The 24,148-nt window shown below is 72.8% G+C and carries 15 protein-coding genes and 10 pseudogenes; 9 read left to right on the forward strand and 16 right to left on the reverse strand.

Translation table 11 applies throughout. The annotated features are described in order from the left end of the window. The 12 genes and pseudogenes from FF86_RS64210 to FF86_RS67065 form a co-directional block, all read right to left on the reverse strand. Nucleotides 1-751: pseudogene (locus FF86_RS64210) on the reverse strand (DUF402 domain-containing protein); the annotation flags it as partial. Nucleotides 752-787: 36 nt separating this feature from the next. Next, nucleotides 788-1,426 carry a dephospho-CoA kinase gene (locus FF86_RS18665; protein ID WP_236705841.1) on the reverse strand — a complete coding sequence of 213 codons (639 nt, stop codon included), beginning with the start codon at nt 1,424-1,426 and terminating at the stop codon, nt 788-790. Between the two features lie 92 nt (nt 1,427-1,518). Continuing rightward, on the reverse strand, nt 1,519-2,058 hold the full coding sequence (locus tag FF86_RS18670) for a GNAT family N-acetyltransferase (RefSeq protein ID WP_044886178.1): 540 nt from the start codon (nt 2,056-2,058) through the stop codon (nt 1,519-1,521). A gap of 24 nt (nt 2,059-2,082) precedes the next feature. Further along, the gene (locus tag FF86_RS18675) at nt 2,083-2,586 is read right to left on the reverse strand and encodes a hypothetical protein (RefSeq protein ID WP_044886140.1); all 504 of its coding nucleotides are present in this window, start codon (nt 2,584-2,586) and stop codon (nt 2,083-2,085) included. Nucleotides 2,587-2,664: 78 nt separating this feature from the next. Next, the coding region (locus FF86_RS31185) for a hypothetical protein (RefSeq protein WP_242419033.1) at nt 2,665-3,015 on the reverse strand (351 nt) is incomplete at its 5' end. Nucleotides 3,016-4,312: 1,297 nt separating this feature from the next. Beyond that, nucleotides 4,313-4,671, reverse strand: a pseudogene (locus FF86_RS67040) (hypothetical protein); the annotation flags it as partial. 1 nt (nt 4,672) lies between these two features. Further along, nucleotides 4,673-5,177 (reverse strand): annotated as a pseudogene (locus FF86_RS67045) (DUF7008 domain-containing protein); the annotation flags it as partial. Nucleotide 5,178: 1 nt separating this feature from the next. Continuing rightward, nucleotides 5,179-5,737: pseudogene (locus FF86_RS67050) on the reverse strand (DUF7008 domain-containing protein); the annotation flags it as partial. A 246-nt stretch (nt 5,738-5,983) separates the two neighbouring features. Then, on the reverse strand, nt 5,984-6,717 hold a 734-nt coding region (locus tag FF86_RS67055), incomplete at its 5' end, for a rhomboid-like protein (RefSeq protein ID WP_396229939.1). 1 nt (nt 6,718) lies between these two features. Then, nucleotides 6,719-7,129, reverse strand: a pseudogene (locus tag FF86_RS67060) (hypothetical protein); the annotation flags it as partial. A gap of 277 nt (nt 7,130-7,406) precedes the next feature. After that, nucleotides 7,407-8,860, reverse strand: a 1,454-nt coding sequence (locus FF86_RS18710; protein WP_242419034.1) for a phosphatidylglycerol lysyltransferase domain-containing protein, incomplete at its 5' end; no start/stop codon positions are given. Between the two features lies 1 nt (nt 8,861). Then, a pseudogene (locus tag FF86_RS67065) lies at nt 8,862-9,464 on the reverse strand (hypothetical protein); the annotation flags it as partial. A 389-nt stretch (nt 9,465-9,853) separates the two neighbouring features. Here FF86_RS67065 and FF86_RS18715 point away from each other — a divergent pair. Both FF86_RS18715 and FF86_RS18720 read left to right on the forward strand, forming a co-directional pair. Further along, nucleotides 9,854-10,789, forward strand: coding sequence for a ParA family protein (locus FF86_RS18715; RefSeq protein ID WP_044886134.1), 936 nt, complete (start codon nt 9,854-9,856; stop codon nt 10,787-10,789). Continuing rightward, nucleotides 10,786-11,400, forward strand: a complete 615-nt coding sequence (locus FF86_RS18720; RefSeq protein WP_055867864.1) for a hypothetical protein — start codon at nt 10,786-10,788, stop codon at nt 11,398-11,400. The genes FF86_RS18715 and FF86_RS18720 overlap by 4 nt, the downstream gene beginning before the upstream one ends. A gap of 96 nt (nt 11,401-11,496) precedes the next feature. Here the strand turns inward: FF86_RS18720 and FF86_RS18725 are convergent, their stop codons facing one another. Both FF86_RS18725 and FF86_RS18730 read right to left on the reverse strand, forming a co-directional pair. Then, nucleotides 11,497-12,996 (reverse strand): MFS transporter, encoded by a 1,500-nt coding sequence (locus FF86_RS18725; RefSeq protein ID WP_044886175.1) that lies wholly within the window; start codon nt 12,994-12,996, stop codon nt 11,497-11,499. Nucleotides 12,997-13,441: 445 nt separating this feature from the next. Next, nucleotides 13,442-13,988, reverse strand: a pseudogene (locus FF86_RS18730) (TetR/AcrR family transcriptional regulator); the annotation flags it as partial. Between the two features lie 457 nt (nt 13,989-14,445). Here FF86_RS18730 and FF86_RS18735 point away from each other — a divergent pair. The 4 genes from FF86_RS18735 (at nt 14,446) to FF86_RS18750 (ending at nt 18,096) form a co-directional block, all read left to right on the forward strand. Next, entirely contained in the window at nt 14,446-15,321 is an 876-nt protein-coding gene (locus FF86_RS18735) for an alpha/beta hydrolase (protein ID WP_242419042.1), read from the forward strand. Nucleotides 15,322-15,547: 226 nt separating this feature from the next. After that, nucleotides 15,548-16,603 (forward strand): universal stress protein, encoded by a 1,056-nt coding sequence (locus FF86_RS18740; protein WP_236705837.1) that lies wholly within the window; start codon nt 15,548-15,550, stop codon nt 16,601-16,603. 87 nt (nt 16,604-16,690) lie between these two features. Continuing rightward, nucleotides 16,691-17,539, forward strand: a complete 849-nt coding sequence (locus tag FF86_RS18745; RefSeq protein ID WP_044886131.1) for a sulfite exporter TauE/SafE family protein — start codon at nt 16,691-16,693, stop codon at nt 17,537-17,539. 218 nt (nt 17,540-17,757) lie between these two features. Next, complete coding sequence (locus FF86_RS18750; protein ID WP_236705835.1) at nt 17,758-18,096, forward strand: DUF1634 domain-containing protein; 339 nt, start codon at nt 17,758-17,760, stop codon at nt 18,094-18,096. A gap of 49 nt (nt 18,097-18,145) precedes the next feature. On the opposite strand, the pseudogene FF86_RS51925 reads toward FF86_RS18750, so the two are convergent. Next, a pseudogene (locus tag FF86_RS51925) lies at nt 18,146-18,712 on the reverse strand (LLM class flavin-dependent oxidoreductase); the annotation flags it as partial. Between the two features lies 1 nt (nt 18,713). Beyond that, a pseudogene (locus tag FF86_RS51930) lies at nt 18,714-19,324 on the reverse strand (LLM class flavin-dependent oxidoreductase); the annotation flags it as partial. 272 nt (nt 19,325-19,596) lie between these two features. Here FF86_RS51930 and FF86_RS67070 point away from each other — a divergent pair. The 3 genes and pseudogenes from FF86_RS67070 to FF86_RS18765 form a co-directional block, all read left to right on the forward strand. Further along, nucleotides 19,597-20,585, forward strand: a 989-nt coding sequence (locus FF86_RS67070) for a toll/interleukin-1 receptor domain-containing protein (protein WP_396229940.1), incomplete at its 3' end; no start/stop codon positions are given. A gap of 1 nt (nt 20,586) precedes the next feature. Next, nucleotides 20,587-21,774 (forward strand): annotated as a pseudogene (locus FF86_RS67075) (hypothetical protein); the annotation flags it as partial. After that, the gene (locus FF86_RS18765; RefSeq protein ID WP_055867870.1) at nt 21,684-24,116 is read left to right on the forward strand and encodes a WD40 repeat domain-containing protein; all 2,433 of its coding nucleotides are present in this window, start codon (nt 21,684-21,686) and stop codon (nt 24,114-24,116) included. The pseudogene FF86_RS67075 and the gene FF86_RS18765, both read left to right, overlap by 91 nt. Nucleotides 24,117-24,148: the final 32 nt, after the last annotated feature.

Below are 24,148 nucleotides of genomic sequence, written 5' to 3' on the forward strand. Positions count from 1 at the left end.
TCCAGGTGCCGTCGAAGGGGAACGCGCCGGCCTCCACCAGCCGCAGCAGCCGCTCCCCCTCGGCCCGCACCGCGTCCGGATCGGGCACCCAGTAGTGCTCGGGGAAGGCGAGGCGTTCCTCCAGCTCGTGCTCGTCCTTCCACTCCCAGGTCCGCTCCGGCGTGACCCACAGGTCGAGGTCATGATCGGTGGTGTCGACACCGACGAGGCCGTCGTGGCGCCAGGCGACGGCGGGCTCCTCCAGGTTGATGTACCAGCGGACGAACCGGCCCTGCCAGTCCCAGAACCACCACACCGAGTTGGCTCCCTGCGGCGGGACCAGCATGAAGATGTTCGGCCCGCGCCAGACGGTCGTCGTCATCACCGTCGGCTGGCGGACCCACTCGGCAAAGGGCATGTCCCGCAGCCCGCGGCCGTCCGCGCTGAGCTCGACGGCCATCGGGCAGCCGTGCGGAATCCACAGCCGCAGGCCGCGCTCGTCATGGCCGACGACATGGCCGGTACGGACGAACACCAGCCGCTTCGTGGTGAACGACCGGTGCACGACCACCTCACCGGGCGTGTACGGTGCGGCCGCCGTCAGGCTCCTGGCGGCTCCCGGCGCCGCCGCGTCGGCGGCGAGGCGGGAGACCGGGTCGGTCGGGGATCTCCCCGCAGACGAGACCCCCGCCAGCGGGGGCGGCGGGGAGGCGGGACCGTTGACCGCGGCACTCTCCGGCACTGTCACCGCCTGACTGTACGGCGATGCCATCCCTGGCTGTGAAGTGCGCGGCCACCTGACAGCTGATCAGGCGTCGGTCGTCCCGTCCACTGCCGAACCATCTCCTGCGGGCGCGCCGTTGACGAGGATATCGGCCCGGCCGGCGACGTCCTCGTCGGCGAAGTACCGGTCCTCGTGGCGGGCCCAGCGTTCCCAGTGCGGGGCGAAGATGTCCCCGTCCCGGGCAAGCGCGCGCCGCCGCCGCACCTGCACCGGCGCCGCGACACAGACCAGCCCGCCGAGCAGGGGCGCCGCGGCCCGCGCACCGGCGCCGACACCCTCAACGACGAGGATCGCGGTCGACGGGTCCAGGATCTGGTCGGGGCCATAGCATCCCTGGTGCCAGTCGTAGCGACGCCAGGACGCCCGCTCCCCGCGAGCCAACGGCCGCAGGACCCGCGCGACGAACTGGTCGATACCGGCGGCGAGTCCGTCCCACCCGTCGTACAGGTCGTCCATCCGCAACACGGGCGCGTCGAGGCGTGCTGCGACGGCCTGTGCGAGCGTCGTCTTACCCGCGCCGGAACGACCGTCGACGGCGAGCACCCGGGTGTCCCCCGCCCTCGGCCGTCGACCGGCCACCCACAGCGCGATGTTCACAGCCGCCGCCGGAGTCGCCCCGACGCCCCTTCCCGCGCCGCTGTCCACCACACCGCTGTCCACCACGCCGCAGCTCCCCTCGCCGATCGCCTCCCCGCCGACCCACCCCGTTCCTGACGAGGTTCCCCTCAACGCTGGGGCCGTGCCGGCAGATCGGGTCACGAGCCGGCGCCGGATCGACGGGACCAGTCGGCGCGGCTGACGGCATAGATGGCGTGCGTCTCCTCGTGGAGATACTCGGCGCCCGTCCGGTGCATCCCGAGGCGCTGCGCGACCCGGACCGATCGGATGTTCGCCGGGACGATGGCCGCACACACTCGGTCGAGTTCGGGCCGCACCCGGAGCACCCAGGTGATCGCCGCGGCGGCCGCCTCCGCCGCATAGCCACGTCCCCACCAGGGCCGACCGATGTACCAGAGCGCCTCCACGCCCGGCCAGCCCGGTTCGTCCCATAATCCCGCCCGCCCGACGAGCGTCCCGCTCTCCCGCTCCACCACGGACCAGGGTCCGACCCCGGTGAGCAGCCAACACCCGATGCACCCCGCCATCTGGTGCCACACGGCATCCGGCGACGTGACCGGCCCGCCGACATGGCGGGCGAACTCGGGGTCGGACCAGATCCGGGTGAACCCGTCGACGTCACCGTTCTCGATCGGCCGCAGGATCAGCCGCGCCGTCGTCAGCGTAGGAATGGCCATCTCCACAACACTGCCATCCCGCCATCAGTGAACGACGAAGCGGACGGGTTCGCTCAGGACGGCGGCGGCGCCATCGAGGTCGGCGAGGCGGGCGGCGAGCGTGGCTTCGGCGAGGCGCGGGGGCAGAGCCGCGTTGAACTTCAGGCCGGCCAGGGCCTCCCTGTCCACCTCGGGCAGGCAGAGCCGTTCGGCGAGGTCCCCCGTGGCCGCACGCCACGATGCTGCGGTCAGGTCGGAGCGCAGCCGAATCCGGTCGTCCGCCGCCCGACCACGAGGGTCGACAAGATCACCCAGGGTAGCGATGAGCGTCGCGTTGGCGCGACTGCCGGCCCAGGTCCACCAGTGCACATCGCCGGTCCGCTTCCGCTGGATGACCGTGCCACCGAGATGTGCGCGGTCCAGGTACTCCTCGCGTAGCCGCGCGAGGCGCTCGGCGGCGCGCGATGTCGTCTTCACCGGTGGGTCGGCGCCAAGCAGCACGTCGCGTACGGCGCCCACCGCACCCGGCCAGGCACGTGCCCGGAACACCCGACGGCCGATCCGCGGTCAGTCTTCCCCGAGCGCCCGAGACGCGGCANCGACCCGCTCCTCGGACGGCTCGGCATGTCACCGCAACTGCCGGCCGTTGATCCTTTCCTGGAGGACGTCGCCCGCGAGGCCAATCTGTTCCTCCACCGGCCGCACGTAACGGTATTCACGATCGCGGATGTGCGCCAGAAATTCGGGCTGGGGCGCCAAGCCGTACGCTTCGAGATAGTAGGCGATCGAGTCCGTCCAGATCCAGTTCCCATCCGTCCGGAAACTAATCGGAACCACCTTTCCACGCGAAGGATCTACAACATCCTCGGTGCGGCCGGTGGTTCGCAGCAGAAACTCTCCGGAATTCAAATAGCCGAGAACCGCGATTCTTTCCTCCCCAACGGGAAGCGTTTCACGATCACCGAAGTCGGGACGACCNTCGACCGTGCCGTAAACCCCAGCGATCTTCGGCGCTGGAAAATTCGATGTCATTGCTCTTCCTCACCGGGGCTAAATCTAATCCAAGATCCATCATAGGGTACCGATGGATACACGAGTCCATCTGGGTCCACGTCACCGGAGGTCGTATATACTTCGCCGGTTCTCCGATCGACCCAGGCCAGCTCAGTCGGAGCGAGCACGTCGACGTCAAGCTCTCGCGCAACCTCTCTCGCCACAGGATCCTCCCCCTGACCCGTCTCGCACGAGAGCAGCCGGACCGGCTGGCTGGCCCATCGGNCATCCGCGCGGATCAGCCGGCTGAGATCGCGCGCGTCCAGCGTCTGATCGCCGACGTGGAAGGACGACGGACTACCGTGAAGGTCGACGGTGTAGTAGCCGGATTCTGGCCTCGCCCTGAGCGACGACACGATGATTGAATCGCCCTTCTCGAAGAAGGCGCGGCCGGCCGGAGTCGNCACGCTCGTCTCGTAGACTGCGGCCAGTCTCGCGTCAAGAGGTTCGGGGCTGTCCGACGGGCCCGAATCGTAGTCGGCCGGCGCGNCCTTCTCCTNGGCTCTTTCTTCCGGTGCATGATTATCGGAAGGTTCAGGATTCGGAGGGGCGTCCGCCGAGGTCTCGTCTGTTTCCGCCTCCTGTGCGGATTCCCCTTCTCGCCCGTCGGCCAGCGGCGTCTCGGACGTGTCCGCCCCCGGAACGGAGTGGGTCTTCNCCGGTACTGTGTCGCGAACCGGAGCGGTCGGCTCGCCCCAGGTCTGCACCCGTCGCTGCGCCGAGCCGAGGTCTGTCCGTTCCGCCGCGCGGTCGAGGAGCGCGAGTGTGCGGTCCATGGCCGTCGGCGCCACGGCGGTGGCCTCGGCGGCGCCGCGTTCGGGGGGCGACGTGGTCTGGTCTCGTCCAAATGCCCGCCGTTCGAGCGCATCGAGCTTCGCCTCCACCGACGTTCGTTCTGGCCGGACGGCGCCCGGTTCGCGACCGGCTCCCTGGTCGTGGCCGGCTCCCTGGTCGTGGCCGGTAACGCGGTCGGCTCCGGCGGCACGATCGGCTCCGGCGACGCGGCCGTCCCGCTCGGCCTTGCCGTTCCCGGTGAGATCGCCGCTCCCGCTGGGATCGTCGTCTGCGGCACGGCGGTCCAGCAGCCGAAGCTTCGCCTCGACCGCGGACGAGGGGGAACGTTCGACCGGGGAGCCTGCGGACTCGGGCAGGTCAGAACTGCCCGTGGGGAGATCACGGGCCATCAGCGCTCACCGTGACATTATGGTCACTCTCGCGCAGCTCACGCCACGCATATCGCACTTTTTCCTCGGGACCTGAGCAGGCAAGTGGCGGGCGGCGGCCTCAGATTTCCGCGGAGGGCGGCCGCACGTCGCCGGGCGGCGACCGCAGCCCGGCAGTGCGGCGGCCAGGAGCTGCGGTAACGGGTTTCAGGTGGCCGAGGGCGCCTTCTTGCGGCGTCCTCGGGCCGCCGTGGTGGGGCGCCGGGTGGTGAGGGCGTCGTCGGTGAGCTGGAAGCGGTTGGTGTAGTCGGCGAGGAGTGGAGTCGTACACCTCGACGGGGCTGCCGTCGTAAGTCAGGGTCGAACTCGCCGTGCCACTGGTACACCCACGGCAGGAGTTCGCGCAGGCCCGCGAGCANCGGCGTGAGCCACTGCGCCCCCCAGCCGTCGGTCTGCTCCCGCTCGGTGATCAGCATCGCCAGCGCCTGGGCCTGCTCGCGATGGTCCCAGCCGGCCCAGCCGAGCAGCAGGTGGGGATCGCCGTCGCGGGAGGCCTCCGGGTAGGAGATGAACCGCTCCTTCGGCACGTCGAGCTTGCCCCGCTGGCGCCAGAAGCTGGGTCGGCGGAAGTCCGCCGGGGCATACTTCGGCGGCAGCGGAATCGCCTCGCGGTAGGGCCGGTGCACCTCCTCGGCCCCGGGCAGCTCGTGCTTCAGCCGGATCAGCGTGGCCTCCGCGGCCGCCTTCGCCGCCGCGTCGGCACCGGCGTCCCGTGCGATCGCCTCCGCGGACTTCTTCTCCTCCCGCAGCTCCTCGACCCGGGCGAGATACGGATCCTCGATCCGCTGCAATGCCCAGACGTTCTCCCACACCGCGCGCGTCACCAGCCCGGTATCGGCGTATCGCAGCGCGGCGAGATAGGGGNCGTGCTCGGAGGCGACCAGTTCGGCGATGGTCCGGGTCAGGTCCTGGGTCGGGCGATAGAGCTCGGCGACGGCGACGGCGACGACGTCCCGCAGCAGCTCGTCGGCCAACTGGGCGGTGGTGAGCAGGCGCGGCTGCTCCATCCCGTCGATCTGGTGGAACCACAGCTAGCGGCGTTCACACCGATCGAGCAGCCAGCCCTGGATCGCCCGTTCCTGCAGGATGTCTCAGCCCTCGGTGGACCAGCGCCGCTTGCACTCCGGCCGTTCGATGAGCGCCAGGCTCCGATTCGACTCGATGACGGCGATCCGCTTCTCGACCACCGCCCGGTACTCCGCCGGCCAGTGCTCGGGCAGCTCGGTGATCGGCGTCGACCTGTGCCGGACGAACCATTCCGACTCCGCCTCCCCCGCCGCGATCCGCCGCGCCAGGACGATCTCGAACGCCCGCTCCCCCAGCTTCAGTTCCGGCACGACCTCGGCCGGCGCGGTCAACTCGTCGGCCAGCAGGTCGTAGAGCCGGTAGACCTGCCAGTCCAGCTCCTCCTGCAATGCGATCATCCGCGCTCTGGTCGCCTGCCACTCCCCCGCGCCGACGCCAGCCCCGCCCGCGTCGGCACCTCCCGCTCCGCCACCGTGGCCGGCAGGCGGCCAGGAATTGCAGGAGCTTGATGCCGGTTTGTCGCCCCACGATCGGCATCGGCCTCCAGCAATTCGCCGTGCAACCAGGTGCCGCGTCACTCCGGCGGCACGGTCCGATCGAGACCGGCGCTGCCGACGCGGCGGCCCGGACTACGGACACGTCAGCTAGTGGTGCAGGCCGCGCGGGCTGGACCACCAGATCTGGTGCCGGCCCAGGGCTGTCTCGGCAGTGCCGGTCAGAGCGGCCGGCGTTGTACGCCGCGCCTTCTGCGCCCAGCGCAACAAGCTCGGTCGTGACGGTGACGGTGGCACGGGCGTCGCAGACGAAGGCGCCGCGGGCGACGACGCGACGGGCGGCGGCATGCGGGCCGGGGAATCGGCGGACGCGGAAGCCGCCGACGACACCACAACCGGCACTACCAGCCCGACCGCGTCTGCCGAGCGTGCCCGAGGCGCCGGCCGCCGGAGGGCGACGCTTCGGGCGAACCGGGATGAACGAGCGGCGAGGGACGGGGCCGGGCGGGCGGCGCGGCGGCGCAGGGCGGGGATGGTGGCGGCGAGCGCGCCGAGGGCGAGGGCTGCGGTATGGCCGATCCCGTCAAGCTCGCCGTCGGTCACTCCGTACATCATCGCCGGGGCGATGGCGACGAGGGTAACGCCGGCGACGGTGCGCAGCCGGCGGGGAGTGGGCAGCGCGACCAGGGCGGCCAGGGCGGCACCGGCGGCGTAGCTCGGGCCGACGTCGAGCACGTGCAGCGCGCTGGACGGCAGGTCGCCGGTCACGACCCGAAGCCCCAGGATCCCCTCGGAGATCAGCGTCGCCGCGGTATGACCGCCGAACGCGACCGCGAGCGCCGCCACGCTCCCGACCGTGGCCTCCAAGCCGCCGACGGCCAGGGNGGCGAACGCCAGCCACGGCGCCACCGGCCCGTCGGTCACCCAGGGGATGCTGCCGGCGAGGACTCCGAGGGGGTGGTGCAGCATCTGGTGCAGCGTCGTGCTCGTCGCCCACTGCCAGCGGGTGGCGCGATCCGGGTCAACCCCGCGTAGCACGCGCGCCGCGAGGAGCACTGCGAGCAGGACGGTCGTCACCGGGAAGCGCCGCAGCTCCGAATGCAGCCACGACGTCGCCCTCGCCGCAGTCCGGCGGGCAGCCGACCCATGGCGCGATGCCGGTCGCGGTGGCGATGCCGGTCGCGGTGGCAGGGCGGTGCTGCGCAGCGCAGCGACTCTCAGGTGCTGAGCGCCATGGCATCCACCCGGCAGCATCACGGAACACCCCCGCCCCACGAGGATCACTGTCACCTTCATGACATCGTGACCTGCCACGGCATTCCCCGCCACGTGTTGCGGCCGCGTGGATGTGCCCACCGCCACACCTCGCCCGCGGCAGACGACGGGCGACAGACCGCGCCGTCCGCCTGGCCGGTCCGCGCCGACGACGCCCGCGCGCCAGTCCAGTCCGCCGGCCGCGTCCGAGGTCAGGCCGCCGTGGCGACCCGGATGCCCGGGCGGAGTGCCGTGGGGCGACGAATCGTCGACCGCCGTCCGGGTTCGACCGCCGTCCGAGTCTGCTCGCCAGCTGCGGTCAGGGCGCGCCCGGCGCCTGCGTCCGGTCCTCCTCAGGCAGGTGGCACTCACGGCGGGGGCGGCGGGCGGCGGCGAGCAGCGCGCCGGGGCGAGGAAGATGATCGCGCCAGCGGGGCCAGACGAGGAACGCCTCGGCCTCGAGCATCGCCAGGGCGATCCGCGGCAGTTCGGCCGTCGCCGGATAGCAGACGAAGCGGGGCTGCCAGGTGGGCTGGAACTTGGCGTTGAACCGGTAGAGGCTGTCGATCTGGAACCAGCGCGACAGGAACAGCAGCATGCCGCGCCAGGAGCGGACCACCGGCCCCGCGCCCAGGCGCTCGCCGCGTTCGAGGGCGGAACGGAAGAACGCGAAGTTCAACGACACCCGCGTCACGCCGAGCTGCGGCGCCTGGCGCAGGGTGCTGACGATGAGGAACTCGTTCAGACCGTTGTCGGCCGAACGGTCGCGCTGCATGGCGTCGAGGGACAGCCCGTCGCGCCCCCACGGCACGAAGTGCAGCAGCGCACGCAGCCGCGACTCGGCGTCGGACGGGAGCCCCCCGCCGGACGACGCCGACCCGTCGGGCGAAGCCGCGGCGCCGCTGTCCTGCGCCGTGTTCTCGTAGGCGAGGACGACGACGCAGTCACCGTCCTCGGCATCGCCCAGCCGGCCGAGTGCCATCGAGAAGCCGCGTTCGGTCTCGCTGCCGCGCCACGCCGCCGCCTGCGCCTTCAGCCGCGCGACGTCGGGCGGGGCAAGATCGCGGACCCGGCGGGCGACGGCCGTGTACCCGGCGCGTTCCACCCGCGCGACGGCCTGCCGGACGTTGCGCATCGCCCGGCCGTCCAGGGTGAAGGTGGCCGCGTCGACCACAGCCTCGTCGCCGAACTCCAGCGCGCTCAGTCCGGCGCGGGTCCACGCCGTGCCGCCGGCCTCCGAGCAGCCGATCACCGCCGGAGTCCAGGCATGATCGGCGGCCTCGCGCAGGAACTCGCGGATCGCCCCCGGCCACGCCTCCCGGTCCCCGAGCGGATCGCCGCTGGCGAGCATCACGCCGGAGACCACCCGGTAGGCCACGCACGCCTTGCCGGACGGCGACCAGATCACCGACTTGTCGGAACGCAGCACGAAGTAGCCGAGCGAGTCGGCGTCGCCGTGCCGGCCGAGCAGCGTCCGCACCCGCGCCCGGTCCTCCTCGGTCAGCCGCGGCTGCGGCCGGGGTGGACGCAGCGCCAGGTAGCCGGTGGTCCCGATGGTCACCACGCCCAGGGTGAGCAAGACCCGGTCGGCAAGGTCGGCGAACCGGTCGGAGGTGAAGTGCAACGGGCCGGGGACGCCGACGAGCCCCAGCACGATCTGTTCGAGCTGGGCCGACCAGGCGTGCGGGCCGGCGATGCGGTGCTCGCGCAGGTGCAGCAGCAGGAAGCCGATCGCGATCGAGACGACAGTGAGCAGCAGGCCGGCGCCGAGTGNCCGCCAGCGGGTCGTCGGGTCGCCTTTGGCTCGAAACTCCCCGCGCACCAGCACGAGCGCGCCGAGCAGGGCGGCCGACGCCGCCGCCTCGTCGTAGTCGAGCCCCTTGGCGACGTGCAGCAGGACGCCCAGCCCGAGCAGGACGACGACGGCTCGCCACGCCCGCCGCTTGCGCCGACGCAGCCCGGCGGCGAGCAGGACGAGCAGCATGCCGACGACGACGGTGAAGGCCGCCGCCTGCCGGGAGGCCGCCGCCGGCAGCAGAACCCGCAGATCCGCCAGTCGGCTCCGCCATTCGGGGGTCAGCGCGGACACCACGTCGCCCAGCCCGACGGTCAGGGTGAGCAGCGCCGCGACCCGCGGCACCCACGGCCGGCCCCACGCCGGCAGACCCGGACGCCGGCGCCTGCGGGCGTCCCGCGGACCCGGCCGGACGGCGCCGGGGAGCCCGCCGGTGTCGCCGGCGGCGTCCGGGCCCGGCTGGGCCGCACGGGCCACGGCCGACCCGGGCACCCGGGCGGTGAGCGGCGTGCGCCCCCGCGCACGCCGTCGGCCGAGTTCCGTGCCGGGTCCGGCCCCGCTGGAGCTACTCATGTATGGCATCGTCCCCCGAGGTGGTGACAGTAACGGCACATGGTCGCCGAGACGATAAACCGCCGCTCGATTGCTCCCGCGACGAACCACCCGAACGTGACCGTCCGGTACTGGAAAGCGGGCAGGACGACGCTGGAGACCTGCGACTTCCGCGACGGTGGTAGCGCCAACATCACCCACCGTGCCCCCAATACGGGGTGGAACGCACCACTACCGGTCAAGGTGTACGCATCGCGGCCACCCGGCACGGATCCACGCTCAGGCCGCCCGAGCATCTCGTGATGTGCTGTCCGGCATCCCCGCCGGCACGGGTCACGCAGGGCGCGGGAACGGGTGGCACCGCAGCGACGGGGGAGACGGATGGCCCGGTCAACGACGGAGCACGGGAGCGGATCGCCGTGCGGGTGATCTCGGTCGTGAACTACAAGGGCGGCGTCGGGAAGACCACGCTGACCGCGAACATCGGCGCACAGATCGCCGCCTGGGGGAAGCGGGTCCTGCTCCTCGACCTGGATCCGCAGGCCAGCCTGACCTTCTCGTTCTACCGACCCGAACAGTGGCGGGCTGGGCTCGCCGACAACCGGACGATCAAGCAGTGGTTCGAGGCGTGGCGGATGGACGGCCCGGTGCCGCCGCTCGCCCCGCTGATCACGTCGCCGGCGGTGGTGAACTCCCGGATCGCGCAGGGCAGCGGGGCGCTCGATCTGATCGCCTCCCATCTCTCCCTCGGCGACGTCGAGATGAACCTCGCCGCGCGCCTCGGCGGCGCGGAGGTGCACCGTTCGACCCGCCACTACTTCGACGTCTACCTGCGGCTCGCCGCCGGGCTGGCGACCCTCCCCCCGACCACCTACGACCTGGTCCTGCTGGACTGCCCGCCGAACTTCGGCGTCATCACCCGCGCGGCGGTCGCGGCCAGCGACCAGTTGCTGATCCCCGCCCGCCCGGACGAGCTGTCGACCCTGGGCATCGAGCACCTGCAGTCCCGGCTGCGCCGGTTCATCTGGGAGTTCAACCGGATCGTCGACCTGCAGTCGGATCTGCATCCGGCGGTGAAGAAGCTGGAGCCGATCATCCTCGGGGTCGTCTTCACGATGGTGCAGTACTACTCGGGCAAGCCGATCGCGGCCCTGCGCCCCTACATCGCGCAGACCCGGCAGCTCGGGCTGCCGGTCTTCGAGGCGATGGTCCGCGAGAGCAATCACCACTTCGCCGGCGCGGCGCGCACCCAGCTTCCCGTCATCCTCTCCGACCAGGTCACCCCCGCTCTCGCCTGGGAGCTGCACCGCCTCGTCGAGGAGTTCCTCAAGCGGATCAGGACGCCTCAGCCATGACCGACGCCCGCAACGCCCCCGAAACCCCCGAAACCCCCCACGCCCCCGAAACCCCCGGAGCCCCGGAGGCCCCCGAAGCCGCCCGACTGAGCACACTGCTCCTGCGCCAACTCGCCGACCTGGTGGCCGGACTCGACGAGCAGCAGATCGGCGAACTGCTGGCCGGGCGGGCGCGGCTGACCGTCACGGCCGCGCCCGGTCGCCCGGCGAGATCGACGCCGACACGGGCGACGCCAACGCAGCAGACGCCGGCGAGGCAGACGCCGGCGTCGAAAGCAACACCGGCGACGCGGCGGCGGACGACTCGCCCGGAGGCGGGCTCGAAGACGGAGACGGGCCCGAAGACGGGGGCGGCGCCTCCGGCCTCGGTGGACGTCGAGGCTCTGCGGGCGGCGCTGCTCGGCGCGGCGAGTCGGGAGGAGGCCGCCGAGCGCCTGGCCGCCCTCGGCCGGGTGTCGGTGCCGCAGTTGCGGGCGCTGGCCGGCGCCCTCGGAGTCGACGGGGTCGGCGGAAAGGACCCGAAGGCGACCGTCATCCGCAAGATCGTCGACGGGACCGTCGGCTTCCGGCTCAGCTCACAGGCGATGCTGAGTGAGGAGGCCGACCTCTGAACGAGAGGAGACCGGCCTCAGCGCGAGCAGGCCACTCGGAGGTCACGCCGGACCGGTGCGAGCCCGTCCGGGGGCCCGCACCGGCGACCGGCGGGATCAGCCGACGTGTGCCGGGGCACCCTCCACGTTCACCGCGGACTCCCGCCCGGCGCGGATGAACACGAAGATCACCACCGCGGCGATCGCGATGAGGATCGCGCCCCAGAGGAACGCCGTGGTGTATCCCTCGATCTGCGACTGCGCGAGGGCGGCCGGACCGTGGCCGTGGCCGTCGAGGTAGCTGCCGACAGCGGTCGCGTAGACCGTGTTGAGCAGGGCGGTGCCCAGCGAGCCGCCGATCTGCTGGGTGGTGTTGACCAGGGCGCTCGCGACCCCGGCGTCGTGCGCGGCGACGCCGACGAGGGCCAGGTTCGACAGCGGGACGAACGAGAAACCCATGCCGAAGCTGATGAGCAGCTCCGACGGCAGCACGTGGGCGACGTAGCTGGAGTCGACCCCGATGGACATGAGCAGCGCCATGCCGACCGCGGCCATCGCCGTCCCGACGCCGGCGAGCACCCGCGGACCGATCCGCGGCAGGAGCTGGCTGGCCGTGCCCGCGGAGAAGATGATCCCGGCACTGAACGGCAGGAAGGCGAACCCGGTCTTCAACGCACTGTAACGCAGGGTCTGCTGGAAGTAGTAGGTCAGGAACAGGAACATCGCGAACAGCCCGGCGCCGATCAGCAGCGAGGCCAGGAACGACCCGCCGCGGTTACGTTCCCAGGCGACCCGCAGCGGCAGCAGCGGCGCGGTGGAGCGCGCCTCGATGACGACGAACGCGGCGAGCAGCGCCACCGAGCCGATGAGCAGCCCGAGGGTGCGGACGTCGCTCCAGCCGTCCTCGGCGGCCACCGTGAAGCCGTAGACGAGGGCGACGAGGCCGGCGGTGACCGTCACCGCGCCGGGAAGGTCGTAGCGGGCCTCGCCCTGCGCGCGGCTCTCCCGCACCACAGGCACCGCGAAGGACGCGGCCACGAGCGCGATCGGCACGTTCACCAGCAGGCACCAACGCCAGGAGGTGTACTCGGTGAGCAGGCCGCCGACGATGAGCCCGATCGCCGCACCGCCGCCGGAGATCGCGCCATACACCCCGAACGCCTTGGCCCGCTCGCGGCTCTCCGTGAACGCGACGGTGATCAGGGACAACGCGGCCGGCGCGAGCAGCGCGGCGAACGCCCCCTGCAGGGCCCGGGCGGCGAACAGCATGGCGGCGTTCGGCGCCAGCCCGCCGAGCGCCGAGGCGAGCGCGAAGCCGATCAGCCCCCAGACGAAGGCCCGCTTGCGGCCCAGGTAGTCGGCGATGCGCCCGCCCAGCAGCAGCAGGCCGCCGAAGGCGAGGGTGTACGCGGTGACCATCCACTGCCGGTTGGCGGTGGAGATGCCCAGGTCTGCCTGGGCGTGCGGCATCGCGATGTTCACGATCGAGGCGTCGAGCACGACCATGAGCTGCGCGACGGCGATGATGCACAGCGCCAGCCACCGCCGGGGATCGGGCTCGCCGTCGGCCACGCCCACCGGGGGATCCCCAGCCTTGCGGTCGACAGTTGTGGTCACAGGAGGCTCCTTGCCGAGGAAGACGAGCTGCCGGGACATCGAGCGAGACATTCACATCAAGCGGGGCGTTCACATCGAGCGGGCGTTGACGAGCGGGACGTCAGTCCCGCGCGGGCAGGGGCGACCGGCGCGCGGGACAGCGACGCGGCGGCGAGCGGACGCGGATGCAGGCCGCCCACATCGGGCCGGCAGCAGGTGATGGAACCCGCACAGGGTGGGACGCGGCGGGGTGGGGCGGGTGTGACACGCGGGCTGGGTCGGCGCCATCTTCGCCGCCCCTGGTCGATCTCTCCACTCGTTTTCAGGTCCGCTGGGCGGCACGCCCAGACCACTCCACCTTCGCTCGGGTGTTCGAGACAATATTAGCTCAGACGTTCGATCCCCATCGCGGGCNGGGTCGATCGACCGGCGAGCAGCGGAAGCACCACGTCATCGACGACGTGGNCGGCGAACGCCTCGTCCAGCGGCTCCCCCGTGACGAGCAGACGGGTGAAGATCATGGCGAGGATGACCTCGACGAGCACCTCGGGTTCGGTCTTCGCGAGCAGTTCTCCCCGCTGCGCCGCCCGCTCGAGCAGGCAGCGGCCGAGCTCCACCTTGCGTTGCAGGATGTTGGCCTGGATCACCGCGGCCAGCCGAGGGGACTCGCTGGCCGCCCGCAGGACGCCGACGAGCAGCGCCCCGTCCTGACCCGAAACGGTATCGATCATGAGGCGGACCTCGGCGGCCACGTCGTCTCGCAGGCAGCCGGTATCCGCGGGGACGTGATCGGCGGGACCATGCCGACGCAGCGCCTCCACGACCATCTCGTCCTTACAGGACCACCGACGATAGATCGTCGCCTTGCTGGCCCGGGCCCGGGCCGCGACAGCAACCATGCTCATCCGCTCGTAGCCGACCTCGATGAGCAGCTCCAGCGCCGCGTCCAGGATCGCCTGCTCGCGGGACTCGTCCCGGGGCCGACCCCGACCGGCGGCGGCCGGCGGCGAAATAACTCGCCACCCCCTTCCTTCGGATCAACGCCCGGCGGACACTCCGGGGCGGGTCGCAGGCCCCACCAGGGACTTCCGCGCGACCATGAAAACAGTACCGTACTGTACCGAAAAAGTCGTCCCACGAACTCGCATGGCGTCGCTCACATCCCGCCGGNACCTCGAGCTCTCATCCCGGGTCGGACTGGCGGCAATCGCGCATATCCGGGCAGGCATGATGGCACGCGACCAGCCAGTCGCCGGGACCGCCAGCCGCCGCCCGGCCCCCGAGAGGACCGCCGCCATCCACCACGTCCCGCACCGCCTCATGGCCGCGGCCACGGGCGGCCTGCTCGTCCTGGGCCTCGCCGTCGCTGCCTGCTCCCGGTCTGACACCACCCAACCGGCAACGTCGACGCCGACCAGCGGCCCCGTCCGGCTGGACGGCCCGGCGGGGACGCCCGACAAGGTTGACGGGATGTGGGTGCTGCGGGATGTGCCCTACGCGCCGGTCTCGCCCGCCCAGCGTCTGGATCTCTACCTGCCCGAGGAACCACCCGCCACCGACGCACCGTCCGCCGCCGACGCATCCCGCGCCGGGACGGGGCTGCCGGTGGTCATCACCATCCACGGCGGCGCGTTCGCGCTCGGCGACAAGCACGACGACCTGCCCGTGGTTCGCGCTCTGGTGCGCGCCGGCTATGCCGTCGCCAGCCTGAACTACCGGCTCTCCGGTGAGGCCCGTTTCCCCGCCGCGGTCCAGGACGTCAAGGCCGCGGTGCGCTGGGTGCGCGCGCACGCCGCCGACCACGGTCTCGACCCGGACCGGATCGCGGCGAGCGGGGCGTCGGCCGGGGCGTACCTCGCGGTCATGCTGGGGACGACGCCGGGGGTCACGATGTACGACGACCCGGCGCTGGGCAACCCCGGCGTCTCCAGCGCCGTGCAGGCCGTCGTCGACTTCTACGGCCCGGTCAACTTCAGCTCCATGGACGACCAGCTCCGCGCGAACGAGCGCTGCGCCGCGTCCGACGCCGGGCACGGCCGCCCCGACTCGCCGGAGTCCCGTTTCCTCGGCCGCACGGTGGCCGCCGTGCCCCAGCTCGTCCGGGTCGCGAGCCCCCTGAACTACCTCGGCCGCGCCCCCCTGCCGCCGTTCCTCATCGAGCACGGCGACGCCGACTGCACCGTGCCGCACCGCCAGTCCCTCGAGCTCGCCGACGCGCTGCGGGCCGCCGGCGCGCCGGCCGTCGAGGTCACGATCGTGCCCGGCGCCGGCCACGGCGGCGCGTTTCCGACCGCCGAGCGGATGCCCGCCGTCCTCGCCTTCCTCTCCCGCGCTCTCGGTCACTGACCTGCCCCTGCTCACCACCTCACGCCCTCGGTCACCGGCCACCACCCGTGGTCCCCGCTGTCCTTCCCCAGCAAGGCAAGGACCGGGACCGGGTCAAGGGCCCTCCGGNCCTGTCCGGCCCGGCCACCCGGCCGTCCCTCGGATGGCGTTCGGCGTGTCGCCGCAGGTCACCGCACGGGCATGGTGGACGGTGTCGGGAATCACGGTGGCGAGAAGGGTGACAACGATGGCGCAGACCACAGGCCGCACGGACGGGGCGGACCAGTCGAACGTCACCGGCCAGTCGGACACTGCGGGCCAGTCGGGCACCGCCGCGGCTCAGCCGGGCGTGGTTCGGTCAGACGCGGTTCAGCCGGACGCGGCCGGCACGGGCGGCATCGTGGTGGGGGTCGACGGCTCCCCGGAGTCGATCGCCGCCCTGCGCTGGGCCGTCGACGAGGGTGCGCGGCGCCGGCTGCCGGTGACGGCGGCGCTGGTCTGGGACGCCGTCGGGGAACCTCGCGCGGTCTTCGACAGGGCGGCCGGCGCCGACCGCGCGGGGCTGGAGCAGGCGGCACGGCGGGTCCTGGCGGACACGGTGGCGGCGGTGCGCGTCCACGACCCGGCGGTCACGGTGACCGAACGCGTCGAGGAGGGCAGCCCGGTGCCCGAGCTCCTGGGGATCGCGACCGGCGCGCAGCTCGTCGTCGTCGGCGAGCGCGGGCCCGGCGCGCTGCACCGGCTGGTGGCCGGGTCGGTGTGCCAGGGAGTCGTCCACCACGCGCCACTGCCGGTCGTCGTGGTGCGCGGCGGCGCCGACCGGTCCGGCGGGGCAACAGGGGCGACAGACGCGGTGGGCGCGGACACGACGTCGGTGGACGAACGCCCGGTCGTCGTCGGCGTCGACGGGTCGGCCGGCTCGCTGCGGGCACTGCGCTGGGCGGTGGAGGCCGCCGCCGCGCGCAAGACCGCCCTGCGCGCCGTGCATGCCTGGCATCTCGACGTGCCGGTGTACCCGGGGATCTACGCGGACTTCGGCTCCGCGCTCGCCGAGCAGGCGCAACGCACCCTCGACGACGCCGTGAACACGATCATCGCCGAGCATGGCGGCGGGCTGCCGGTCCCGGTGGTCAAGGAGGCCGTCGCCGACGGCGCCGCCCGGGCACTGCTGCGCAGCGCCACGGACGCGCAGTTGCTCGTCGTCGGCAGCCGCGGCCACGGCGGGTTCGCCGAGCTGCTGCTGGGCTCGGTCAGCCACCAGTGCGTGGCGCACGCCCCCTGCCCGGTGGCCGTGATCCGCTAGCAGCCGGCTACGTCACTCGCGCCAGCAGGATCGTTCTGATACAGATATTCTCTGTACCAGAACTAATTTTCTGACCTGTGAGGCGCCGTGAGCCCGTTGGCCGAGATCGTCGCCATCACCGCCGTCTGCGTGGCGTCCGGCTGCCTGGGCAGCCTGCTGGGACTCGGCGGCGGCACCTTCGTCGTCCCGATCCTGACGCTGGCCTTCGGTCTCGACGTGCGGCTGGCGATCGGCGCCTCGGTGATCTCGGTGGTCGCCGGCAGCGCCGCGGCGTCACCGCGCTACCTCGACGAGGGCTTCGCGAACCTGCGCGTCGCGGTCACCCTGGAGGTGGCGACGGTGATCGGTGCCGTCGCCGGGGCGCTGCTCGCCGGGCACCTCAGCGCCCGCACGCTCTACACGGTGTTCGGTGTCGTGCTGGTGTTCAGCGCGGTGCAGATGCTGCGCAACCGGCAGGACCGCGCCGGCACGGCCGTGCCGGCCGACCGCATCGCCGACACCCTGAGCCTGCACGGCACCGGCACCCACACAGCCGCCGGCACGGCCGTCCGCGACGTCCGGCCCTACCGAGTCACTCGCACCGCGACCGGCCTGACCATGATGACCGCCGCCGGGGCGGTCAGTGGCCTGCTCGGCATCGGCTCGGGGGCGATGAAGGTGCCGGCCATGGACCTCGCGATGCGGCTACCACTCAAGGTGTCGACGGCGACGAGCAACCTCATGATCGGGGTGACCGGCGCGGCGAGCGCCGTCGTCTACCTGCAGCGGGGCGACGTCGTGCCGGCTCTGGCCGGCGCGGTGGCGCTCGGGACCGTCGTGGGCGCGCGCCTCGGGTCGCGGCTGCTGGCCGTGGTGCCCGTGGGGGCGCTGCGGGTGATCTTCCTCGTCGTCCTGCTCGTCATCAGCGTCCAGATGCTGCTGCGGGGCCTCGCGTGAGGGCGGTCCGGTGGCCCGGCCGGCGGTCCGGCCAACGGTTCACCGCCCCCGGGCCCCACCCCCCGGGCCGCGGCCCCTCGCCGGCAGTTCCCGGAGAGGCAGTTCCCGGAGAGGCAGTTCCCGCCATGGTCCCGGCGCCGACATCCCCGACGTCGACATCCCCGACAGGGGCATCCGAGACGGGGGCATCCGAGACGGGGGCCCGTCAGGTCGCGCTGGTGCTGCGGATCGGTGGGGCGCTCGGTGCCGCCCTGGTGCTCGCCGGGCTCGCGGTCGCCGTCGCCCAGGGCGGCGCGGGCTGGCTGCACGGCGCGGGCGGGGATCCGCTCGGCGGCGGCGCGGCGATGCGGCTGTCCGACCTGGGTGGCGGGCTGCGCCACGGGCGGGCCGGCGCCGTCATCCTGCTCGGCATGCTCGTCCTGGCGGCGACGCCGGCCGCCGGCGTCGCCGCGGCCGGATGCGCCTGGCTGCGAGCGCGCCGGGCGTGGCTGGCGGGTGTGGCCGTTATCGTGCTGCTGCTGCTCGTCCTCGCCAGCGTCCTCGGCGCCGCCGAGTAGCGCGACATCACCGAGCGCCCTGAGCCGACCGAGCACCCTGACCCGACGNAGCGCCCTGACCCGACGGAGCACCCTGAGCCGACCGGGGACGCAGGGCACGTAGCAGATCGAGGGCACGCTCGGTGAACTCCTCGGAGCGCCACGTCAACCCGCCGCCTGCCCCGGCCTGCGTCGTCCCCCGGACGAACGACGGCTCCAGCCGGACGTAGAGCTGGACCGCGGTGACGCCCGGCTGAACGAAGGCGGCGATCTGGTCGCGGCACTGCTGCGGCGTGCCGTGGATGAACAGCCGATCGATGACGTCGTCGGGCAGGGCCGCGGCTGCGCCGTGCTGGTCGCCGGCGCGCCAGCGTTCGTGGGAGGCGGCGAGCAGGTCCCCGTTGCCGAGCCATGCGTGGAAGGCGTGGTACGGCGTCTGGTTGAGGATCCAGGCGAGGAACGGGCGGCTGCCGCGGCGGGCCGCGTCGGCGTCCGCGGTCGGGCTGACGAACACCTTGACGACCAGTTCCTTGCCGGCCGGCTGCGGGCCCACGGTGGCGCGCACCGTGGCCAGGTCCTCGGCGGACAGGAGGTTGGTGACCGCACCATCTCCCTCGGTGAAGCCGAGACGGAGCATNCCCGGCCGCAGCGCACCGAGGATGACCTTGGGGGTTTCGGCCGGCGGTTCGGGCAGCGCGAAGCCGCGAACGGTGAACGTGTCGAACGCGCCCGACACCACCTCCCCCCGCAGGGCTCGGGTGAGGAAACGCAGCGTGTCCCGGGTCCGGCGGAACGGCTCGTCGAACGGGATGCCATTGAGGTCGGTCACGTGGGCGGGCACGGACGAGCCGATGCCGAGGACCAGCCCGCCGGCGGTGAGATCGGCCAGCGTCGTCGCGGTCTGGGCGAGCACCGCCGGCCCGCGGGTGTGCACGGGCACGATGGCACTGGCCAGGCGCAGCCGAGGATCCCACGCCGCGGCGGCCGCGAGCGGGGTGAAGGCGTCCGCTCCCCCGCCCTCGGCCGTCCACACGTCGCTGTAGCCGGCGTCGACGAGTCCGGTGACGATGCGGCGGTGCTCCCGCAACGGAATGCCGGGCAACGGCAGGGTGACGCCGAAACGAACCTCGGTCATGGAGACACCTCGTGGATGCTGGTCGGAACCCGGCGGCACCGCCGGGGGCGGGTGGTGGGGGTCGCGGATGGGGGCCGACGCAACGGCCACCCCGGACCGCGTTACGCTCATCATCGACTTCCCTGCGCTCGTGCCTGAGGACCATTCCAGGCGGCTCGCCGCGGACCGTCCAGAGGCATCCCGATGCTGCTACCGGCGCCTACCGGATGATGACGCCCGACGGGTAACACCGTCTTGACCGTCGTCGAACATGACACCCAATCTGAGCATGAGTTCTTTCTCGCCGCATTCCAGCCGGCGCCGACGCCAGCCGGCCAATCCCACCCGCATGAATTCCCGGACGGCCCCATTCCCCGGGGCACATCCAGCCCGCGATACGCGGGGGCATGGCGACCAGGCAGCCGTCCCCCGATCCCTATCGACCGCCGGGGCCACCAATACCGCCGCACCCGCCAACGGCGGAACCGATTGTCGGCTTGCCGCCGCCCGCGACCACGGCTTCCACCGAGGCGTTACCATGCCATCTCGCCGGTGGTTCCACCGCCGTAGGCGCATTTGGGGCGGTGCAGGTGGCACAGGTTTTCATCAGTCACGCCAGCGTCGATTTCGCCATCGCGGAGCGGCTGTCGGCCTGGTTGCGGGCAGCTGGTCACCGGACGTTTCTCGATCACGACCTGGAAAGCGGTCTCGGAGTCGGTGACATCTGGGCCAGACGACTGTTCGAGGAGCTGTACGAGGCGGACGCGCTCGTCGCCGTCGTCACCGACGCCTTCGGGCAGTCGCCCTGGTGCGCGGCGGAGGTGGGCATCGCCCTGGCCAACCGGCTGCGGCTGCTACCGGTCCGGGTCGACACGCACGTCGACCACCGGCTGATCTCCAACGAGATCCAGTGGACCGATCTCGACGGCGATGGGGAGTCGGCGCGCGCGGCCCTCCTCGAAGCCCTGCGGCGACTCGACGGTGTGGACAGCGGGCCGTGGTCGGCGGACCTGACCGTGTACCCGGGCCTGGCCGCGTTCACGGCGGGCCAGGCTCGGATCTTCTTCGGCCGGGCGGCGGAAAGCCGCCAGCTCGCCGAACGGGTCCGTGCGCAGGCCGGGCCGCGCACGGACGAGCTTGTCCTGGTCATCGGCCCGTCCGGCTGCGGGAAGTCGTCGCTCGTCCGGGCCGGGCTGGCGCCGCACCTGGCCGCGGATCCACAGTGGCTCGTCCTGCCGCCGCTGGTCCCCGCCGCGCGCGAGAAGGCGACGGCACTGTCCTCCCTCGCCAGCCTGCTCGCCGTCGAAGGCCGCCGTGGCCTGGCCTGGCGGACCGACGCCCTCGTCGATGCGCTCGACGACCCGGGGGAGATCACGCGCCTGCTGGAGGTCCTCCTNGACGCCGCCGGGGCGCGCCGGCTGCTGCTCATCGTCGACCAGGCGGAGGAACTGCTGGTCGAGACCAGCGAGGAGCAGCAGATCCTGTTCGCCTCGGTGCTGCGGGAGGCGGTGCGGGGACCGGCTCGGGTGGTCGCAACCGCCCGGTCGGAGTTCGTCCACCCGCTGATGTCGCTGGCCTCCCGTACCCGCCTTCCCGTCGACACCTTCTCGGTCAGGCCGCTGAGCCCGCAGACGCTCCCGCTGATCGTCACCGGACCCGCCCGGCATGCCGGCATCGAGGTCGACGACGAGCTGGTGGCCCGCCTGGTCGCGGACACCGGAAGCGGCGACGCCCTGCCCCTGCTCGCCTTCGTCCTGGGGGAACTCGCCGCCGGCGTGCCCCGCGGCGGGGCCCTGTCCGCCCAGCACTACGAGCGGCTCGGCGGGGTTCGGGGCGCCCTCGTCCAGCAGGCGAACAGGGCGCTGTCCGACGCGGCCCGGGAGGGCGGGCGCACCCGCCGGGAGGTCCTCGACAGCCTGCTGCAGCTCATCACCATCGACGACCACGGCCAGTTCACCCGTCGACGGGTCCCTCTTGACGACCTTCCCCCTCTGATCAGGGCTGACCTGCGATTCTTCGTCAACCGGCGGTTGCTCACCATCCACCGACCGGCCAGCGACCCACCCGGCGGCGAGGCCAGGTCCGGCGGCGAGGCCGGAGAGGACGGCCGGCCCGGCCGAGGCGATGACGGGGGGAGCGCCATCGGCGCCGGGCCCGGTCGAGGGCTGCAAACCGGGACCACGGGGTGGCGTGCTCGGGGCATCCTCGGTCGACGGCGGGCACCCGGGGCCGGCGCGGCGCAGCCGACCGGCGACGCCGCGGACACCGGGCAGGTCATCGCCATCGCCCACGAGCAGATCGTCACGGCGTGGCCGCCGCTGGCCGACGTCATCCAGGCATCCACCGCCCGGCTCCGGCTGGGCGCGCAGGCACTCGACGCCGCCGGTCACTGGGCGCAGGAAGGCCACCCGGCCAGCCACCTGTGGGACGCCGACCGGGCCCGACGAGCCGAACACACCCTCGGCGGCCGCGCGACGTTCCCGAACTCACCCGGATGTTCCTGGCCGCGAGCCGGCGGCGCAGGCGGATTCAACGGCGACGGGTCGCCCTCGTTCTCGCCGCGACACTCCTCGCGGCGGGCCTGATCGCGGCCGAACAGCACGGCGTCGCCCTCGCCCGCGAGCGGTCCGCCATGACCCGCCTGCTGGCCGCTCGCGCCGAGCAGGTGGACGACGGCGACCTGCCTCGAGCGCTGCGCCTGGGACTCGCCGCCATCGCGCTACAGGACACCCCGGAGAACCGACAGAGCCTCGCGGGTACGGTCGCGGGCACGTCCTGGGCAGCCAGCGTCGACGCCGGCATGGGCGACGAGGTGACCGCCACGGCGGCAGTCGTCAGCCCGCACGGCGACGTCCTCGCCACCGGCGGCCGGTACCGCTCCGATCTCAGCGAGCCGCGACGACGCGGGCGGATCTGCTGGATGCCCGCGGCCCGACTGTCCTCCCCCGCCGTTGCCGCACCTGGCGGGTCGATCGGAGTCGACGTCCCGGTCACCGCCGGCTGCGTCGACGATGACCAGGAACCCGCCGCGCTGGCGTTCCGCCCCGACGGCCGGATGCTCGCCGTCCTCAGCCGAAACGTCGACCGGCCCGGCGGCTGGCTGCGGCTGTGGAACCTCGCCCACACCCGCCCGCCCGCCCTCGCCGCCAAGGTCGAGATCCCCAGGGAGACACCCGCCGCCCTGACGTTCGGCCCCGACGGTCGCCTCCTGTCTGCCGGCCAACTCCCCGACGGCGGCGGCAGCCGGCTTCGCCTGTGGTCCTTCACCAGCCCCGGCACCCTGCGCCTGGCAGTCTCCGCCGACGACGGCAGGGAGTTCCTCACCTCGGTCGCCAGCGACCCCGACGGACGCTTCCTCGCCACCACGGGCCGCCGCCGCGACGGCCGGGGCGGACTGCTGCGCCTGTGGGCCATCTCCGGGGCCGACCGCCTCCGTCCCGGCTCCACTGTCCGCCTCGATCCGCTCGCCTCGGTCGACGACGACCAGGCTCTGATCGGCGTCAGCTTCGGCGGCGGCCGGCTCGCCACCGTCGGCCGAGGCGACGCCGCCGGCGGCGGACGGTTACGAATCTGGGACACCACCGGCCAGCGCCGCCCGTCTCTGCTGGCCGAGGTCGACGACGACCAGCCCCCGACCGCGGTCGCGGTCAGCCCCGACGGACAGACCGTCGCGACCGCCGGCGACATCGGCAATGGCACCGGCGGCCGGCTGCGGCTGTGGGACCTCGCCGATCCAGGCCGTCCCAGACCCGTCGCCAGCCTTGACGACGACCAGCTCCTGACCACCCTGACGTTCAGTCAGGACGGCCACCACCTGATCACCGCCGGTGCCTACCCGCCGGGCACGGGCGACGGCGGGCGCTGGCGACGCTGGGATCTCACCGACCTCGGCCGGCCGGGGCGCGTTCTGGACATGGGAACCGACGGCGGCATCAACGCGGTCGCGTACGGCCCCGACGGCTACACCCTGGCCACCGCCGGCCGCACCGGCTGGATCACGCTCTGGAACGCCGCCAACGTCCGCCATCCGGTCCGGACCAGCACCGTCAACGCCGGCGGGGCGACGACAACGACCGTGACGTTCAGCCCGGACGGCCGGCTGCTCGCCACCGTGGCTGTTCAAGGCACGGCCGGAACTCGGGGACGGCTGTGGGACGTCACATCGCCGCGCTCGCCCCGCTGGCTCGTCGACCTGCCCGAAGAGCAGAAGCTCACCGCGCTCGCGTTCAGCCCCGACAGCCGCACCCTCGTCACCGCGAGTGCCATGGCTGACGGTGGCATCGGTGGCCGGGTGCGGCTGTGGGACGTCACCCGTGCCCGGACCCCCCGTCTGCTTGCCGACCTGGCCGACGACCAGCGGGTCGCCGCGGTCGCCGTCAGCCCCGACGGACACACCCTCGCCATCGCCAGCGGCCGGCCGTACCCTGTGCCCGGTCCCACCCCCGCCGCGACGGACGTCAGCGGCCGGCTCCGGCTGCTCGACGTCACGGACCCCGGGCGTCCCGTTCCGCTCGCCGCGGTGCGAGTCGCGGACAACCTCTCTGCGGTCGCGTTCAGCCCCGCCGGTGACACCCTGGCCGCCACCAGCCGTCCCGCCGACGGCGGGGACGGGCACCTACGCCTGTGGAAGATCGCGGACCGCCGGGTTCCCGCCCTGCTCGCCGACGACCGGCATCACGCCAGCCCCCACGACGAGGGCGACACCGTGCCCGCCCCCATCTCCGCGGCGGCGTTCAGCCCCGACGGACGCGTCCTCGCCACCAGCAACTTTGCCGACGACAAGCGCCGACCCGAGGACTGGTTACGACCGGCTCGGCCGGGGTCGGACCCGCGCGTCCGGGCCTGTGCGGCCGCAGGTGGCGGGCTGTCGCGGTCGCAGTGGGCCCGCGAGGTGCCGGGCATCGCGTTCCGGCGAAGCTGCGGCTGAGCCGCGTCAGACGACACCCGCCCGCGGGAATT

This window comes from Frankia sp. CpI1-P (assembly GCF_001421075.1).
Classification (GTDB): Bacteria; Actinomycetota; Actinomycetes; order Frankiales; family Frankiaceae; genus Frankia; species Frankia torreyi.